The organism is Vibrio sp. 811 (assembly GCF_033339195.1).
In genome coordinates this window covers 119251-136654 of record NZ_JAWOUB010000006.1, presented here as the reverse complement: position 1 = coordinate 136654, position 17404 = coordinate 119251, and the positions used below count along the sequence as shown (strand labels likewise).

Sequence of the window (17404 nt, the reverse complement as noted above, 5' to 3'; positions counted from 1 at the left end):
AAGGAGCGAACCTGTGAACCCAAGACAAAATGAAATCCTGCAATTAGTGAACGACCGTAAACGCGTTCAAGTCACGGAGCTTTCTGACATCATTGGCGTGTCGGGTGTGACCATCAGACAGGATTTGAACTTTCTGGAGCAACAGGGCTACCTAAAGCGCATTCACGGCGCAGCTACCGCGTTGCAAAGTGATGACATTGATGCCCGCCTAGAAGTACGTTTCGATATTAAACAATCGCTCGCAAACCAAGCTGCGGATTTGGTCGCACCGAATGAGACAGTGCTGATTGAAGGAGGCAGTGCCAATGCGTTGTTGGCTCGGACATTGGCTGAGCGCGGCGATGTGACCATCATTACGCCATCGGCGTATATCGCCCATCTCATCCGTAACACTTCTGCCAACATTATCTTGCTTGGTGGCGTATATCAGCACCAAGGCGAGAGTTTGGTCGGACCGCTGACTAAGGTGTGTATTGAGAACATTCATTTCAGCACAGCCTTTTTGGGTATTGACGGCTTCCATCAAGACACTGGCTTTACTAGCCGCGACATGATGCGCGCTGAGATTGCAGAAACCATCATTGCGAAAAAAAGGCGCAATATTGTTCTAACGGATTCTAGTAAATTTGGGCAGATTTATCCCTCATCAATTGGTAAGACTGACGAAATATCAGTGCTGCTGACTGACAAAGCCGCTCCGAAAAGTGACCTTGAACAAATCAAAAAGCGAGGTGTGGAAGTCATATTAGGCTGATTAAGCCACGCTTCGTTTTCGCTTCGCGAGCATTGCTGTTGGGGAGAAACCGGTGACTAGCATAGTGCCGCTAAGCACTAGAATTGTTCCAATGATGGTGTTAGAGCCGACGGGCTCATCTAGCACCAAGTAGCCCCATAAGATACCAAAAACAGGAACAAGAAAAGTGACAGTCAGTGCTGACGCTGGGCCGATATCAGAAACTAAGCGGAAATAGAGCAAATAAGCGAACCCTGTGCATACAACGCCGAGCGTGACAACAGAGCTCCATTCGAAATGACTTGGTTCTGCACGCATTGGTAAGAATGGTAGCAGCGGCAGTACCCAAATAACCGCCGCCCACATGCTGCCGTGAGCATTGTCAAAAGCAGGTACTTGTGGCGCATTTTTAGTGTAGTTGGTAGCAATGCCATAGCTGAAAGAAGCCATCAAACTGGCGGCAATAGGGAGCATGGCTTCTTCACCTATGGTTGAAGTATCTAAGCCGACCAAGACTGCAACGCCTCCAATGCCTATTAGCATACCGAGAACAGATTTCGCTGTGAGTGGGCTGCGGTACCAAACAAAGCCAACTAGTGCTCCCCATATTGGGGCGGTTGAGTTCAATATTGCTAAAGTTGATGCATTCAGGGTCTGGGCTGCGTACGCAAAGAGTAAAAATGGAACTGCGCTATTGAATAAGCCAATAATAAAGAAGTGTTTAGTATGCGCAGTTAACGTGAGTTTCTTCTTCAAATATACGGCGATCAATAACAAAGCGACGGCGGCAAATGTAACTCGAAATTCGATTAAGTAAGCTGGCCCGAATGTGTTGGCGGCGACTCGCATAAACAGAAACGAGCCACCCCAAATAGCAGCGAGGCAGAGTAAGCGAAAAAAACTGACGGCAGTCATTTGACATCCTTGGTCGAGGTCTAGCGCCTCATCGATTAATTGTTGCGCTAACAGTGAATTAAACCAAGGATGAGGTCAACCAGAAATGTAATGCCAGTTCCGGATCTGGCTAGCTTGGGCTCACGTTGATGGTGTGTTGTTGATTTGTGATGACTTAATGGCTCTCTGACCATACTGCGAATTCATTTCCACTCGGTTCAGTGAAGTGGAATCGACAGCCGCCGGGGAATTCGAAAATAGGGCGGATAATTTTTCCACCATGCTGCTCTACTTTTGTCTGAGTGGCCTGAATGTCTGAGCTATAAAATACTAAAAGTGCGCCACCATTTGCGGTTTGGTTTATAAACTCAGATTTGAAGAATCCGCCATCCAACCCTTGTCCTGAAAATGCAGAATATTCTGGACCATAATCGGTAAAGCTCCAGTCAAAAGCACGCTCAAAAAATTGTTTGGTCGCACTGACATTAGTGGAACCAAATTCAACGTAATTCAATTTTTCATGTTGATGCATGGTGAAATCCTTCTCGGTTACTATCGTTTCTAGGCGAACTTTTCTACGATGATGTCGTCCGCTTTCTCGACAAATAATGCGCCATTATCTCTGAGCTCTGTCAGCACATTCTCTACATTATCAGGCAGCACCGCTCGAGTTGAAGCAAGATTAACTACCACATTGTAGCCAAGTTCCAGCGCTTGCATGACGGATTTTTTCACGCAAAAGTCCAAGGCAAGGCCACCGATAACTAAGGTATCAATCCCGTTGAACTTTAGAAATTCATGCGCGCCTGTCGTTTTGGTGTCGGCAATATCATGGAAAAAAATACCGTAAGGGTGTGCGTCAGGATCCATACCTTTATTAACTTGAAAATCATAGTCCAACACGGGTGGTAAGCCATCTAGCAGCTCAGAACCTGTTGTGCCAAGCACACAGTGACGGTTCCACTTTATATCCACATTCGGTAAACCAACGGGCTCAAGCATATTGGATGGCGATTCTGCATCCCACTTTGCTTTTGGTGGGTGTAAGTCACGACTGACCAGTTTTAATCGGCCTTTGGCATGATTGTTCAAAAGCTCCGGTACGATTTCCAACGCACCTGCAACGGGCAGTTCATTTGGACATAACTCACTAAAGCCTTTCTCTGGATCAACGTCGATCACTGCTGTAGTTTGATAGTTTACTCGAACAGTCATGGCAGACTCCTTGTCTGTCTGATTGTCTGCGTTTATCCACGCAAACAGTTTTGAAAAAAGGTTACTTCGTCGCTAGTCAGCGTATATACCATTGCGGGTTTTCCACCTTTGCCTTTGTTGGTTGAAGCGACTTTATTAGTGGGTTTTAGTACGCCTGAATCTATCAAGCGGCGCTTAATCGTCATTCGGCTGATATCAATACCAAACTCTTGATAAGCAGAAATGATGTCCGCAACCAAAAACTCTTTGTCTAATGCAAACAAAAGAACCGATGTGTATTCAATGGATGCACGAAGCTTTTGCCACGCTTTTTCAATGGTTTTTTGATGATCAAATGCGAGGGTTTCTTCTCCATTGAGAATAGCCTGTAGCGAAAACCATTTAAGTTGGCATTCCGGTACACCTGCATTATTTATTTGCTCTACATTGTTACGATCAACTAAGGCGTAGTGCGTAATGTTTAAGCTCCAGTCTTCTGGATCGCGCTTTGGATCACCGTCGATAAATGCTTCGCTAAAATGGCGAGGGTAGGTATGGATTTTCTCACGGCAAATTCGGCGACGCGCCGCTTCAAAGTTTTCATCGGCCGGGCGTCCGCCTTCACTGGTTAAGTCTTTATCAAAGACAAATCCGCCCGGTAGTGCCCAGACTCCATGGTATGGCCGATTTGGATTTGAACGTTTAATCAACAACACTTCCAATCCCTTATCGGCACAGCCAGATAGCCTGAATGGAATAATGTCGACAGATACGATCATGGTTGGGTCCTAATATTGATTTGTAAGTAATCTAGCGCATAACAAGTGGTCAATCAATGGGTAAGTAACGAGTTGTTAGAAACGTTTTTGGTAGTGTTCGTAATACGGTTTGAGCATAAATTTACGGATGACTCTGACTTATTCACAATGCTTGCTCGAATTCTAGACAAAAAAACCTTATAAAAATGAGTGGTTAGTAACAAAAGTTGACAAACTATAGATGGGTGTTTATTGTTTACGCAAATTAGTTAGTAACAAAAAGTTATATACCCAGGAAGGGCATGTAGAAGGGCACCTAATGACCACCAAACTATTTTCTTCCCGCATCATTCAAAGTGCTTTGGATTTCGATGTCTACAAAGTCAATATGATGAGCGCTGTAACAGCGCTTTACCCTGATGCGATGGTGTCATATAAGTTTATCGTGCGCAGTGAGGAAGACCTCTCTGAGCTTTTGCCTGAGGTAAAAGCCGAAGTCCTTAAACTGCAAGATATTCAATTTACGCAAGAAGAAATTGAATATATTAAGCGTGTCGCGCCTTACCTGAATCCTGACTTTGTTGATGCACTGCGCCATTTCCGTTTCAACCCACAAAGCGATGTCTCTTTCCATAACAAAGCCATGGCTGATGGCTCAAGCCAGTTAAGAATTACCATTAACGGTTTGTGGCGAGACACCATCTTGTACGAAACGATCATCATGAGCATCGTGTCTGAAGTTCGTAGCCGTCAGCGTTGGTCAGATATCCCTGTTGCGCAATTTACCACTGTTTTAGAAGAGAAAGTTCGACACCTAAAGTCGGAACTAAAACGTCGTAACATTACTAACTTTAAATTTTCTGACATGTCGACGCGTCGACGTTTTTCCTTTCAAGCTCAGCGCACTATGCTGGAATATTTGTGCCAGGAAGTGCCGGAATGTTTGACAGGAACAAGCAACTATCACTTAGCAAAAGAGCTGAATTTGACGCCTATCGGCACCGTTGCTCATGAATGGTTTATGGGACACCAAGCTCTGGTGAATGTGCGAGATTCGCAAAAAGTGGCGTTGCAACGTTGGCAAAAAATGTTTGATGGTGCACTAGGTATTGCGTTAACCGATACGATTGGTATCGATGCTTTCCTTAAAGACTTTGATGAAGAACTAAGTAACGCGTACTTCGGTGTACGTCACGATAGTGGTTGCCCTTATAGCTGGGGTGAAAAAATCATTGCACACTACCAGTCGCTGAATATAGACCCATTAACAAAAACACTGGTGTTTACCGACGGACTTAACTTCGAACAAGCGTTAGATATTTGCGAGTATTTCCAAGGACGTATTCAGGTGAGTTTTGGTATCGGTACTTTTCTTGCCAATGATATGGGTGATTATGTCAATAAAGATGGTGAAGCCTACCAGCCACTTTCTATCGTGATAAAAATGGTCACGTGCAATGGTTCACCGGTCGCCAAAATCAGTGACGAACCTGAGAAAGCCATGTGTGAAGATATCTTCTTTTTGATGAATCTCAAGCGCCGCTTTGAACAACCTCTTGATTTAAATGAGTGTCGTAAAATGATTGATCGTTTAGAAACTGAAGGTCAAAATTATCTCATCGACGCGTAGGCGTTATCTTCTCTCCATGATAAGCACCCTCTATCGTTACGACAAATTTATATAGGTAAACGTGGAGGGTGATTTCGTTATAGTAATATACAGAAGTAACCAGATACAGCGCAGGAAAGCACTCAAAAGTTGATGTGTTATCTGCCTTTGATAGGTGTAAATCGATACGTTACAGCATCGTGGACGGTGTATCTCATCCGACACTAAACTCAGTCTAATCACGTAGTTTATTCCCACGTACCATGAGCTCACTCGGGTATAGACGTCTATCTGCTTTTATGACTTTGGGCTTCACGTAGTTGCTTGAATCAGGAGTCAAAATGAACCTAGTAGTACATTTGCAAAAGAAAGCGATCCGAAAATATGGCTATGAGATGGCCACTCGCCAAGCATGGAGGTGTGGTATCAAGGCAAATCTTGTAAAGCGCGTGATTGGCCTTTTTAAAGGACAAATTGTTTGTGTGGTTGAAGGTTGCCGAGCAGAGTTTTCTTCTCCTCTTAATAACCCCCTTCACGAAGATGACAAGCAGGGGCGATATGTGTTTGTTGGCGGTGTATGCTGGGAACCAAATAACATTATAGCGCCTGGTTTCCCTGATTTTATGTTTATGCACGTGCGTAATCTAAGCCACCGTCATAAGTATTTAACGGATGACGAACTATTTTTGAGCTTGGCTTAAAAATAAATCTCATAGACTAGTCCAGCCCAATCATAATCAGTAGTGATACAGTTTTATCTCTGTTGACATTCTGCTGAGTGTTTCTTGACGTACCTCTTATAAAACAGTGTTTCTTTACTTGTTAATAACAGAGGGTTTGTTTTCGTCTGATGTGATTTCCCTTTTGCGATTTACCATAACGCTCATCAAAGCAAACCATACTGGGATGTAAATCATGAATATGAAATCTATCGCAATTGCAACGGCAGTTGTTGCTGTACTAGCAGGCTGTAAAGACAAAACGCCACCAGCTCCAACTCAAGCAAACATTACTTTGGTTGAAGCGGTGACTGAAACGGTGAAAAAGCCGCACCAAGTATGTAAAGACGTGGTAGTAACCGAGCAAGTTGCCCCTGCGGATGACAATAAAATTATTGGTACGGTTGGTGGCGCAGCAGCTGGAGCAGCGCTGGGCAACCAAATCGGTGGTGGCTCAGGTAAAGTGATTGCAACTGCAGCTGGTACGATTGCTGGTGCACTGACAGGTCGTAAGATCCAGGAAAATGTGCAAAAAGGTGATGTAGTAACAACGACGAAAAAACAGTGTCATACAGAATATACGACATCTGATAAAGTAGTGGGTTACGACGTCACTTACGAAGTTTCAGGTGCACCAACGACGGTTCGTTTGGCGAGCAAACCAGCGACAAAAACGTTCCCAATTCAAGATGGTAACGTTGTTCTACCACAATAGTTAGCGACTTAACCGAAGCGATTAACAAGCCCTTTTATCTTTGAGATGAAAGGGCTTTTTCACATAAGCGGCGTTTTCATCTGTTTTCCCATTGGAATGTGCGGCCAGAAATACCCGTTAATTTCCGCGTTCGATACAATCACTTTTCTTAAAGTACGAACGGAAAAAACATGGAAGATTTTTACCTGACCGAGCACGGTTTGGCTGGTTATTTCGAGGCGCAATGGTTCGACAAGTTCATTGAGGAGCAACAGATTGAGATGATAACCAGTCGCTCAAAACAAGTCCCACTTTCTTTTTTGTCATCACCTCACTGCTCCCAAGTTGCTGATTTTATTGCGCAAGCGGTAATCGAAAGCAGCGTTCAGCCGTACTCCCTACTTGAGGTTGGGGCGGCGCTGGGAAGAAATTATTATGAGCTAGTGCAACGCTTACCTAACCTTAAAGAAGCGACGCTTGTGGAGCCTTCAAATAGGTTAATGGATGGCTTGAAGCAACGATTAATAGAAGAACAACGCGTCGGGCTTACTTACCTTCACGATGTGAACACCTTAAACACTTTAGAGGTAGAGAATAGAGATATCGTACAGAAATGTGCTCATGTTGATTTGACGCTAATTAACCAGCCTTTTGAGCTCGATACTCTCCAATCTCGCTTTGATTTAGTCGTATGTTTAAATGTGATTGATCAATGTGAGTCGCCACTTAGCGTGATCAATGCTCTAAAAAAAACCACCAATGTGGGTGGGCTGATCGTTGTCTCTTGCACTTATCAGTGGAACGCGAAACACATCAAAAATAAAGAAGAGGCGGTTGATGATATCAAAGAATACTTTGCTGAAGGCTGGCGTCTAGTATCGGAAGCCGAGCATGAATATCGCATCCGGTTTAATGATCGCTTTGCAAGGCAGTTTTTATCTCACGTAGTCGCTTACGTAAAAACCGATTAGAGCCACATAAAAAAACCGAGCGCTTACGGCTCGGTTTTTTAGTCTTTGGGTTAGAGCACAACTTTAAGTAACGTGCGCTTCTTGTTGCTCTTGCAACTTTTTCTTGCGACGCTCTCGTTTAGAAAGCCAAACCAGAGGCACAACAATCATAATGGTTCCTATTGCCATAAATATGTCTGGCACTTCTCCAAACCAAATCAATCCCACAAACACGGCACCAATTAAGCCACTGTATTCAGCGCTGGCAATTTTGTTGCTATCGATCGAGCGGTAAGCGATGACACATGTTGCTGCATAAATCATGATGAACAAACTTGAGCCAGCAGCAACAGGGAAAGCACTCCAGTCCCAAGGTTCTGCTTCGATCAGAACAAGCAAGAAGGCTACTGGAATACCTGCCAAGTTTGTCATCAATAACGTTTGCATCACAGACTGATTTTTTGGCAGTTTTCGAATGAGCAAGTTATTGATTGCTAAAGTAATTGCAACAACTAAAGCTGAAATGGCTGCCCAATCGATTTGGTCTGGACGAATGATGACCAATACACCGGCAAAGCCCATTATCGCTGCGGCGACCGATTGCTTAGACAACTGTTCTCCAAAAAAGATTGCTGCAAGCGGCAACATGATTAATGGCGCGGCGTAAAAGATCGCGTTCGCAGTTGCGAGCGGTAAAGATGAGATCGCCAAAACCATGAATATTGCACCAAGTAACCATACGTGAGCGCGAACAGCATGCCACTTAAACCCTTCAAGAAAAGGCGCATTTTTTGTTAGCAAGTAGACTGGCAGCAGGAAAAGCACCGCTGAAATTTGTCGGAAAAAGACAAATTGAAAAATAGGCACTTCATTTCCGACACTTTTAATTAAAGAGTCCGAAAGCACCGCAATGAGATTTCCAACAATTAATAGCAGCATCGCTGCTCCGACCGATGTAACTTTCACTTTTTCCTCTCCTCTGTCTTTGCCAAAGAGTAGGTGATGTCATAGGATGAAGTGAAGTGATATTTATTAGTTTAAGTATGAGATTTTTAGATAATGAAATTGCCACCACTCAGAGCTGTTCACTGTTTTGAATCTGTTGCCAGAAACTCTAGCTTTTCGCTTGCTGCTGAAGAACTCAATGTGACGCAAAGTGCCGTTAGCCACCAGATACGATTATTAGAAGATTACTTGGGTGAATCATTATTTATCCGCCAAGGCAGAAAGCTCTCTTTGTCCGATACGGGCACCCGCTATTTAGAGGATATTAGCCCAGCAATTAGCTCAATTGCGATGGCCAGCCAAAAGGTGCGAGAAGGGGACAAAGGCAGCATACGGTTGGCGATTTATAGCTCGCTCGCCGTAAAGTGGCTTATTCCGCGTTTGTCTGATTTTAAGCGCCTACATCCAGAAATCGATCTGACACTCAATATGGTCGTTGGTGATCCTGAACAGACAGACAGCGTTGGCGATTGTTTTATCACGGTAGAGAAGCCAAAGCGAAACTACATGTCGGTAAAGTTATACGCGGAGACGTTGTATCCGGTCTGCAGCCATAAAATTTGGAAAGAGTTGCAAGATCAACCTATTCCAGAAGCGCTTTGGCGATACCCTATTTTGTCGACAGACTCAATTTATCGAGAGAGAGGAAAAGATTGGGCAGAGTGGTGCAGAGCGGGCGGTTACACCTTGCCGAAAGATGTCGATGTTCAACATTTTAGTCATATGTTGTTGGCAATAGAGGCGGCGCGTTATGACCAAGGCATCGCATTTGCGAATGATTTTATGCTCAATGAAAGAGATAAAGCACATGATTTGGTGTACATCCCTTCTCATGGATTGGAAACCGGCGACAGCTTTTATTTTATTCATAAAAAGAGTCGAGCCAAACAAGCGGAAATCATCAAACTCACTAACTGGTTGAAGCAGCAATGCTTGTGAAATGACTAAATTGTCAAAATTAAGAAAGAAAGTGGCAAAGTTGTGTCTAAATATTTCATGTTTTATTGAGTTTTTATTCATTAACATCCACTTGGTTTTGAAACCAAGTGAAATGGATAGCATGGCATGCTTAAGGATGGGCAAAACACAACCTCAATAATTAACAGGCAGTGAAATACAATGTTTAAAAAAACATGGCTAATGACAGCCCTTCTAGCAACATGTTCTGTTGCAAACGCAGCTCCTTACGTTGGTGCATCTGTAGGTCAAGCATCGTTTGGTGATGTTAATGGCTCTATCAATGGTGGTGGTACTAACGCTAGCACTAAACTTAAACTTGAAGATGACTCAAGCCTTTCAGGCAAAGTATTCGGTGGTTACAAATTCAACGAATACATTTCTCTAGAAGCAGCCATTGGTGGTTACGATGCTTTAGACGGCAAAGTTGTTACTGTTGGTGATATGAAGTATCTATCGATTCAGCCAAAAGCGACTCTACCGATTGGCGATCGTTTCAACCTTTTTGCTAAAGCTGGTCTTTCTTACTTCAATGCTGAATTCAAAATTAGCAACTCTGTGATTGACGGTAGCGCAGGCCATACCACCATTTCTGACAGCACTGTAACAGGCATGTACGGTTTAGGCGCAGAGTTCGCTATTACTGAAAACTTTGCTCTACAAGTTGAATGGGAATACATGATGCCTGAGCTAGACATTGCGAAATTTGGCAATGAAAAAGTAACGGTTGATGCAGACATCAATGTATTCTCTGTAGGTATGAGCTACCGTTTCTAAGAATACTTATTCAAGTTACCTCTTGGCTTAGTAAACGTTTGTGACTTCTGTTGGTCGAGCTGAGTCCAAGATTTGAATTTGTTTAGATATAGCACAGGAAGTTTAGTTGCTAAGCGTCCTGTGCTATTTTTTTGCTTTGGAATAACTCTTAGGAATCTTTGTGAACGATGTCAATCTTAGGTATCTGGATCTACTGTTAAAGCACTTTGAACCTCACCAGTATCACCTTGTTACGCTTTCTGAGCTAGAAGCGGTGGTTTGCACGTCGAGGCGCAATGTTTCTATTGTGATGAAAAAGCTTGCCACTTACGATTGGGTCGATTGGCAACCTGCGATTGGCCGAAGTAACGCTAGCCGTCTCAGTATTAATATTTCCCTCCAACAAGCGATGACCGAGTTTTTGGTTGAGGAGCTTGGCAGAGGAAGAATGAACTCAATAACGAAACTTATTGATTGGTTCGGTCAAACCGCGGTTAGAGCACTAACTATCGCATCTGAAAAAGTGAATCGATTGAATGAATCAAATAACGCTATTTTGATTTCTTCTTACCCTTGGGTATCCAAAATCGACCCTGCGAATACTTACCGTCACACTGAATTACACGTCGCGAAAAGCGTTTATGACGTATTGCTGACCCAAAATTCCAATGGTGGTATCGAGCCATCGTTAGCACACGAATGGAAAATGGAAGGCAAGGTAATGACGTTATGGTTGCGGCCAGGCATATATCGCCATGATGGCGAGCCCCTTAACATACAGGATGTGGTTTGGAGTATAGAAAGACTCAGGGAGATAAAAGGACCAGTTCACGAGCTCTGGCAATGCATTGATAGCGTGGTTGCAGAAACATCTAACTGCTTAAAAATTATATTGAAGCATCCGAACAAGTTGTTTCCATACATGCTAGCAACTCCTCATGCGTCTATTCTGTGTCGAGATGTCGTCTCTTTCGGTTCTAGTTATTCCTACCACATAGGGACTGGACCATTTAAAATCAGCGGCTGGAACCAGGAGAGTATGACTCTTGAAGCGCACAAAGAGTATTTTTCAGCACGCGCATTGTTAGATCAAATAACGCTGTCTCATGGTGATGTTAAAACCTTAAATATGTTGAGCTTTAACCAAAGCTCCGATCACGTTGAAGTGGAAAAAATTAGCGCATTTTCATATTTGACCTACCGCGAACGCGTGGAATCCCAACTCACAAAAGAGACTTGGTATCAACTCGCTGATTACATCCATGTGCAAAAGCGAATTTATGATGCGCCAAGTGCCGTTGACAGCATTCAGTTAGAGACTCACGAGCAAGATTTATCAATAACAGATGGTGTTGTGATACCTAAACTGAAAGGTAAAGTGGTATTAGCTGAACCTGTCTGGACGATTCCGAGTTTAATTCGTCATTCCGAATGGTTGCACAGTGTGATTCGTGCAACGGGATTAGAGTTAGAGATCATTGTTATTGATGACATTAGTTTTCCTGAGGTAGTGTCTCACCAAGCAGATTTGCTCTTCATTGAGGAAGTCATGGAAGCACCATTTGAATATGGCATCTTCGAATGGCTGTCGATAGCAACTGGACTGCGTTTTAGTTTTGATCAAAGCCAGATGTTAAGCCATAGAGAAAAGGTTCGCAGGGCGATGGCAGATGATCACTCGCTACAGTCTTTATTAAACCTAGAGAAAGCGCTGCGCGATCAGTACCTATATTTGCCTTTGTTTGTTGGCTACGAAGAAGTGACAAAAACACAGCAAGTGCGAGGTGTGCAGGTGAAGAATACAGGCTATAGCGATTTACATAGGTTATGGATTGCTCATTCACACTAGAGTCGGTGTTCAAGATTATGCAAATGTCCAACGCATAAAGCCATCGAAATGATGGCTTTATAAGGGCGTATCGGATTAGAAGTTGTACGACACACTTGCGCCAACAACCCATTGGTTTGCGCTATCAACGATAGAAGAGTCGCTGATACCGCTGCCTAGGCGCGTGTATTGTGTCATTTGGCTTACTTGCCAGTTGTCGTTGATTGGCATAACAAGTTTGTAGCCCACACCATAGCTTACCGTTGAATCACCTTTGTATGCTTTGCGGTTTGCGTTTGCTTCGCGTTGTTTCACACCAAAGTAGTAATCTACGTAGTCTTCACTTTGATAAGTTAGGTTAGCAAAAGGAACAAAATCAACACTACCGAATTTCATGATGTGGAAGTAAGTCGCGCCCGCTAAGTAACCTTTGTAAGCACCGCTGATATCGTGCTGAAGGTATGTAGAAATGACGTTGTTTTGATCCAGTGTAAAGTCTGCGTTTAAACCTAGATCGACGGCGAAACGGCGTTTATCTGTGCCTTTCAGGCTTTTCGCTGTATCACCGTCGCGCATTACACCACTACCTACAAGGTAGGCACTCATGTTGATTAACTCATTGGTGTTACCGAAGAAGCGGTAGTTAATGCCACTTAGGTCGGCATTAAAGTCGTCACCATGGTAACCACCGTTGAGAATTGGTGCTGTATTATGCTTTTGATCTTTGAAAAGATCGCTGCCTTGAGCCACACCAGCTTCTACGTTCCAACCGCCTTCGTTGTTGTAGATGTTACCGTTACGAATGTAAGTATCGCCAGCGAAAGCTGAGCCAGCAGCTGTCAGAGTAAGTAGTGCAATTAATGTTTTTTTCATCATTTTTCCGAGTTGTTCTGTTTTGTTTTGAACACTGTACAAAATGACGTTGTAAGCATCTATCGGCAAAGCGTATGGAAATGTAATGAACAATCAGGGTAAGAAGCAGAATGTTGCTTCAGAATAGAAAGGTTGCTGGAATAGCTTTCGTTAAAACAGCGAAAAAATCCGAGCTGGGGTGGCTCGGATTTGGGGTATTTATCAGGTATTGATACTAACTTCTTACTGTTTCGTTAAGTTGTATAGTGGTGCTAGGTCACCCGTTACTTTTTCGCCATTCATGTCTAGCTTCATAAGTACGTTTTCACCAACAAAGTATTGGTTTGGTGCATCTTCATTTGTCAACGTTACGATGCTGCCATTTGCGTCCCAAGTGAATTGACCTTCAGATTTTGATTGACCGTCTTCTTTGTCTTGGTAGCTTTCTTCAAGTACGTAAGTGCCATCTTGATTTAGTGTGATGGTCATATCGATACCAGCACAATCCGCGCAAGGTAGTGTTCCTTTGTAGGTGCCGTTCCAGTCCAGAGCACTTTGTGCGTTGTGTTCAGAGTCTACAAATGTCTCTTCAGTAATTACCTGTTCTTCTTCTACTGGTAACGTGTCAATTGTCTCAGTCGTAACGTCTGCACTGGTGGTGACTTCAGTTTCCGCTGCCTGAGGTACTTCAACTGCGCTTGTTTCGGCAGGTTTCTCATCTTGACAGCCTGCAAGAATGATTACCGCGCCTGTTAGTGCCAACATTGTCTTTTTCATTTTATCCCTCTTTAAATCAAGATTTTGTATGAAAGTAATAGTAGACATTTATCGAGGATTTGCGTCATCAAAAAGCAATAGAATGATCTAACTATGTCAATAAAACCGGATATGAGCATGAAATTGTCAGGAAAATCAGAACAATGTAAATGTTGCTTTGGGTATCAAGCTTGAGCCCACAGATAAATATCTAAAAAGGGGAGTGGGAGTTGGAGTGAGTTAATTGATAACAGCCCACATTGTTGTGAGCTGTATTATCAACATCATCTAAGAAACGTTATTGAAGCTTGAGCGTGAAGTGCCTCGTTTTGTGCTTCGTTGATCAGAAAACAGCTCCGCAATAACCTGACGATTTAATTCGCCTTTCAAATGGCCGTGCTCATCGATGACGGGCAGTGAATGTTCACACGACATGACTTCAGTCAGCACTTGCTCAATGGCTAAATGTGGAGAGATGATAGGCACCTCTTCATAGATATCATCACGCCAATCTGATAGGTGAGTTAACTTCGCTGCGTTTAGCAATCCTTGCTGTGTTATCACGCCTTGATAGCCTGCATTGGTCTCATGGTAGGCATAATCACGTTTAACACGTTTCATTTCACTCAGCGCATCTTCAATGGTTTCAGCGCGAACACAGTACGAAGGTGGCTGCATCAGCGTTTCGACCGTCAGTGCTCGCGCTCTATTGACGTCTTTTACAAAGGCTTCAACGTACTCATCGGCAGGATGCAGTAAGATTTCGTCCGGTGAACCTTGTTGGACAAGTTCACCGTCTTTAAGTATCGCGATGCGATCGCCAAGTCGAAGCGCTTCATCTAAATCATGAGTAATGAAAATAATGGTTTTGTGCAGCTTCTGTTGCAGCTCTACCAACTGATCTTGCATTTCGCTCCGAATCAGAGGGTCCAATGCTGAGAAAGCCTCGTCCATCAACAGTATTTCGGCGTCGGTAGCCAGTGCCCGTGCAAGGCCCACACGCTGTTGCTGTCCACCCGATAGTTGAGCAGGATACTGGTGCTCATAACCCGTCAGTCCAACGGTTTCTAACCATTCATTTGCTTTTTCTAAGCGCGCCTCTTTATTTATTCCCTGAACTTCTAAACCATATGCGATGTTGTCGATAACAGTGCGATGAGGCAGCAAGCCAAAGCGTTGGAACACCATAGACATCTTGTGACGGCGAAACTGTTCAAGCTCTTTGTTAGAAAGTTGCATGACATCCACCCCTTCTACCAAAATCTGCCCCATGGTTGGATCGATTAATCGGTTGAAGTGGCGAATCATGGTGGATTTTCCAGAACCGGATAATCCCATAATGACAAAAATTTCACCCTTTTGAATTTGCAGGTTGATGTCTTTTAGTCCGACCGTGTGGCCCGTTTCCGCTAAAACCTGCTCTTTACTATGTCCCAACTTAACGCGCTCAATCACGCTATTGGGTTTGGGGCCGAAGATTTTATACAGACCGCTGATTTCGATAAGTGGACTAGTCATGTTTTGAGTCTCCTAAATGAGCTTGAGTGCGTTTCGCATACGCTTGTGAAGCACGGTCAAAAAGGATTGCTAGGGCGACAATGGCTAAACCATTGAGAAGACCAAGAGTGAAATATTGATTGGTAATAGACTTTAGAACAGGCTGACCTAAACCTTTTACCCCAATCATTGATGCGATGACCACCATTGACAGTGCCATCATGATCGTTTGGTTAATTCCCGCCATGATGGTTGGCATTGCAAGCGGAAGCTGAACCCCAAAAAGCCGTTGCCGAGTGCTGGCACCAAATGCGGTTGCGGCTTCCAATACTTCTTTATCAACTAGACGAATGCCCAAATTGGTTAAACGAATAACCGGTGGAATCGCGTAGATCACTACTGCGATAAGGCCAGGAATTTTCCCAATGCCCAATAACATCACAACTGGAATGAGATACACAAATGCCGGCATGGTCTGCATGACGTCGAGTAATGGTGTTACCACCGACTGAATGCGATTAGAGCGCGCCATAGCGATGCCGATAGGGATACCAAGTGCGATGGCAAGCATAGTACATACAGTGATGATACTGAGCGTACGCATAGTGTCTTCCCACATTCCAAAATAGCCAATCAGAATCAGCGAACCAAAACATGCAGCGGCCAGTTTCCAAGAGCGGCTGGCGGCATAAACGAGAGTGGTGCAGACACCTAAAATAATGAACCAAGGTGTAGAAATCAGAAGTTTTTCAAACCAGACAAGAAACGAAAGGAGCGGATCAAACAGAGACTCAATGAGTTCACCATACTCGCGAGAGAAATCTCTGTAGGCGCCGTCGAGTGTTTTGCGAATCGCCCTGAGATCAGAGGCATCCATTTCCGGGAATTCGCTGAGCCAATTTGAGTCAGACATATGTACTTCCTTTTTCTGATATACCTAAGCGCTTTCAAGAAACTTAATTTGGCAAGAAGAGTAGGGCACCTAGGCCAAGTAATGGTCGTTCGACAGGTTCTGTATCGAACGTATTACCCTTTAAGCTCAGACCAATGTTGTCAAACTTCTCTTTTTCGTTCCTTAGGTATACATCCTTTTAAATAAAACAATCATTAGTGTTCAAACTAATGATTTGCTTGGATTATAGTTTTTCTTCTTCAATAAAATGAACACATTAGCGTGTATTTGTATGAAAAATCTGCGCAAACTAACGTTTTTATTATCCGGTTAATTAGAATTGATCTTTTTGTTCGTTTGTCATCAAAATTCCTAAATTATTAGATGTCTAATTAATGTTGATGTATTACGTATTTGTCGTGTTGATTTTTGCAAACTTAGTTTATTGGCATATGCTAAAAATGTTATTGGCATATGCCAGTTTAAGGCGTAATTTGACTCTGTGTTTTTGAGGGACAATGATGGCAAGACCAAAGATAGAAAGACGAATATGCGGACGTGCGGCTCACCATTGCTTTAAGCCCAATGGCATTCCATTTAATCAGTTGGAGCAAGTCGCCATATTACCAGAAGAGTTAGAAGCGCTACGTTTAGCCGACTTAGAGGGGCTTAGCCAGCAGCAAGCTGCGGAGCAGATGGGCGTTTCCAGACAAACTTTTGGTAACACAGTAAAAAGTGCAAGATTGAAAGTCGCAAAAAGTTTAGTTGAAGGTCATGCATTAGTTTTTCCGAATGAGGAGTCAAACTTATGATTTATGCTATTCCTAATGATGGTGAGCGGGTGGCAAACCACTTTGTAAAAGCACCATACATCGCTATTTATTCTGATACTGACGGAATGCTTAAAAACCTAGCGAACATTGCTTCTATGCCACAAGCTGGTTGTAATGCGAAGTCTCAGTTGATTCAGTCTCTACAAGGGTACAATGTGGATGCTGTTCTTGTGCGAAATATCGGTGAACGTGTATTGGCAAAGCTACTTAGCAGTGGTACGCCAGTATTTAGGCTGTCTACTCGTAGTTCCTTGGAAGATGTGCTTGCGGTTCCAAGAGAGCCTTTGATTGAGCCCTCTCAAGGACGCCCATCAAACAATCATAAGAAAAGTGTTCACAAACAAAAAGGTGGCTGCGGCTCCTGTGGTGGCCCAAAATCAAAACCCTCCTTGTTGGCAAGACCTAAAGCGCTACTCAAAGCAACATCTAGCCCTGCTATACTTAAGCTAGAGTCGATGGCTAATAAGGCAGGTTAAT

The 17404-nt window shown here is 43.5% G+C and carries 19 protein-coding genes; 10 read left to right on the top strand and 9 right to left on the bottom strand.

What is annotated here, in order from left to right:
- Positions 1-13 precede the first annotated feature (13 nt).
- Positions 14-754: a DNA-binding transcriptional regulator YciT gene (locus R7Q46_RS11980; protein WP_213871468.1), complete on the top strand. Its 741-nt coding sequence runs from the start codon at positions 14-16 to the stop codon at positions 752-754.
- Here R7Q46_RS11980 and R7Q46_RS11975 read toward each other — a convergent pair whose 3' ends face one another.
- The 4 genes from R7Q46_RS11975 to R7Q46_RS11960 all read right to left on the bottom strand — a co-directional run bounded on the left by R7Q46_RS11975 (position 755) and on the right by R7Q46_RS11960 (position 3600).
- Entirely contained in the window at positions 755-1648 is an 894-nt protein-coding gene (locus R7Q46_RS11975; RefSeq protein ID WP_005373960.1) for a DMT family transporter, read from the bottom strand. It lies immediately after the preceding gene.
- 154 nt (positions 1649-1802) lie between these two features.
- On the bottom strand, positions 1803-2159 hold the full coding sequence (locus tag R7Q46_RS11970; RefSeq protein ID WP_042523322.1) for a VOC family protein: 357 nt from the start codon (positions 2157-2159) through the stop codon (positions 1803-1805).
- Positions 2160-2188: 29 nt separating this feature from the next.
- Positions 2189-2842, bottom strand: a complete 654-nt coding sequence (locus tag R7Q46_RS11965; protein ID WP_017635129.1) for an isochorismatase family protein — start codon at positions 2840-2842, stop codon at positions 2189-2191.
- A 32-nt stretch (positions 2843-2874) separates the two neighbouring features.
- The gene (locus R7Q46_RS11960) at positions 2875-3600 is read right to left on the bottom strand and encodes an NUDIX domain-containing protein (protein WP_005373953.1); all 726 of its coding nucleotides are present in this window, start codon (positions 3598-3600) and stop codon (positions 2875-2877) included.
- Positions 3601-3898: 298 nt separating this feature from the next.
- Between R7Q46_RS11960 and pncB the strand changes: the two genes are divergently transcribed.
- The 4 genes from pncB (at position 3899) to R7Q46_RS11940 (ending at position 7572) form a co-directional block, all read left to right on the top strand.
- A complete protein-coding gene (gene pncB / locus R7Q46_RS11955; RefSeq protein WP_132936988.1) occupies positions 3899-5209 on the top strand; it encodes a nicotinate phosphoribosyltransferase in 1311 nt (436 codons plus the stop codon).
- 320 nt (positions 5210-5529) lie between these two features.
- Entirely contained in the window at positions 5530-5889 is a 360-nt protein-coding gene (locus R7Q46_RS11950; RefSeq protein ID WP_017819785.1) for a hypothetical protein, read from the top strand.
- Between the two features lie 214 nt (positions 5890-6103).
- Positions 6104-6622: a glycine zipper 2TM domain-containing protein gene (locus R7Q46_RS11945; RefSeq protein WP_005373945.1), complete on the top strand. Its 519-nt coding sequence runs from the start codon at positions 6104-6106 to the stop codon at positions 6620-6622.
- 170 nt (positions 6623-6792) lie between these two features.
- Positions 6793-7572: a methyltransferase domain-containing protein gene (locus tag R7Q46_RS11940; protein WP_104980419.1), complete on the top strand. Its 780-nt coding sequence runs from the start codon at positions 6793-6795 to the stop codon at positions 7570-7572.
- Positions 7573-7635: 63 nt separating this feature from the next.
- Here R7Q46_RS11940 and R7Q46_RS11935 read toward each other — a convergent pair whose 3' ends face one another.
- Positions 7636-8517, bottom strand: a complete 882-nt coding sequence (locus R7Q46_RS11935) for a DMT family transporter (protein WP_005373940.1) — start codon at positions 8515-8517, stop codon at positions 7636-7638.
- Positions 8518-8610: 93 nt separating this feature from the next.
- On the opposite strand from R7Q46_RS11935, the gene R7Q46_RS11930 reads away from it, so the two are divergent.
- From R7Q46_RS11930 to R7Q46_RS11920, 3 genes are all read left to right on the top strand, one after another.
- Complete coding sequence (locus R7Q46_RS11930) at positions 8611-9495, top strand: LysR family transcriptional regulator (protein WP_005387224.1); 885 nt, start codon at positions 8611-8613, stop codon at positions 9493-9495.
- Positions 9496-9675: 180 nt separating this feature from the next.
- Positions 9676-10290: an outer membrane beta-barrel protein gene (locus R7Q46_RS11925; RefSeq protein WP_005373936.1), complete on the top strand. Its 615-nt coding sequence runs from the start codon at positions 9676-9678 to the stop codon at positions 10288-10290.
- A gap of 160 nt (positions 10291-10450) precedes the next feature.
- The gene (locus tag R7Q46_RS11920; RefSeq protein WP_318077524.1) at positions 10451-12118 is read left to right on the top strand and encodes an ABC transporter substrate-binding protein; all 1668 of its coding nucleotides are present in this window, start codon (positions 10451-10453) and stop codon (positions 12116-12118) included.
- Positions 12119-12193: 75 nt separating this feature from the next.
- Here R7Q46_RS11920 and ompV read toward each other — a convergent pair whose 3' ends face one another.
- The 4 genes from ompV to R7Q46_RS11900 form a co-directional block, all read right to left on the bottom strand.
- Positions 12194-12970 (bottom strand): outer membrane protein OmpV, encoded by a 777-nt coding sequence (gene ompV, locus R7Q46_RS11915; RefSeq protein WP_017635134.1) that lies wholly within the window; start codon positions 12968-12970, stop codon positions 12194-12196.
- Positions 12971-13192: 222 nt separating this feature from the next.
- Complete coding sequence (locus R7Q46_RS11910) at positions 13193-13726, bottom strand: copper resistance protein NlpE (RefSeq protein WP_031781109.1); 534 nt, start codon at positions 13724-13726, stop codon at positions 13193-13195.
- 267 nt (positions 13727-13993) lie between these two features.
- Positions 13994-15223: a glycine betaine/L-proline ABC transporter ATP-binding protein gene (locus R7Q46_RS11905; protein ID WP_206958711.1), complete on the bottom strand. Its 1230-nt coding sequence runs from the start codon at positions 15221-15223 to the stop codon at positions 13994-13996.
- Entirely contained in the window at positions 15216-16115 is a 900-nt protein-coding gene (locus R7Q46_RS11900; RefSeq protein WP_064354518.1) for an ABC transporter permease, read from the bottom strand. The genes R7Q46_RS11905 and R7Q46_RS11900 overlap by 8 nt, the downstream gene beginning before the upstream one ends.
- A gap of 500 nt (positions 16116-16615) precedes the next feature.
- Between R7Q46_RS11900 and R7Q46_RS11895 the strand changes: the two genes are divergently transcribed.
- Positions 16616-16906 (top strand): DUF134 domain-containing protein, encoded by a 291-nt coding sequence (locus R7Q46_RS11895; RefSeq protein ID WP_005373924.1) that lies wholly within the window; start codon positions 16616-16618, stop codon positions 16904-16906.
- Complete coding sequence (locus R7Q46_RS11890; protein ID WP_025577643.1) at positions 16903-17403, top strand: NifB/NifX family molybdenum-iron cluster-binding protein; 501 nt, start codon at positions 16903-16905, stop codon at positions 17401-17403. The genes R7Q46_RS11895 and R7Q46_RS11890 overlap by 4 nt, the downstream gene beginning before the upstream one ends.
- Position 17404: the final 1 nt, after the last annotated feature.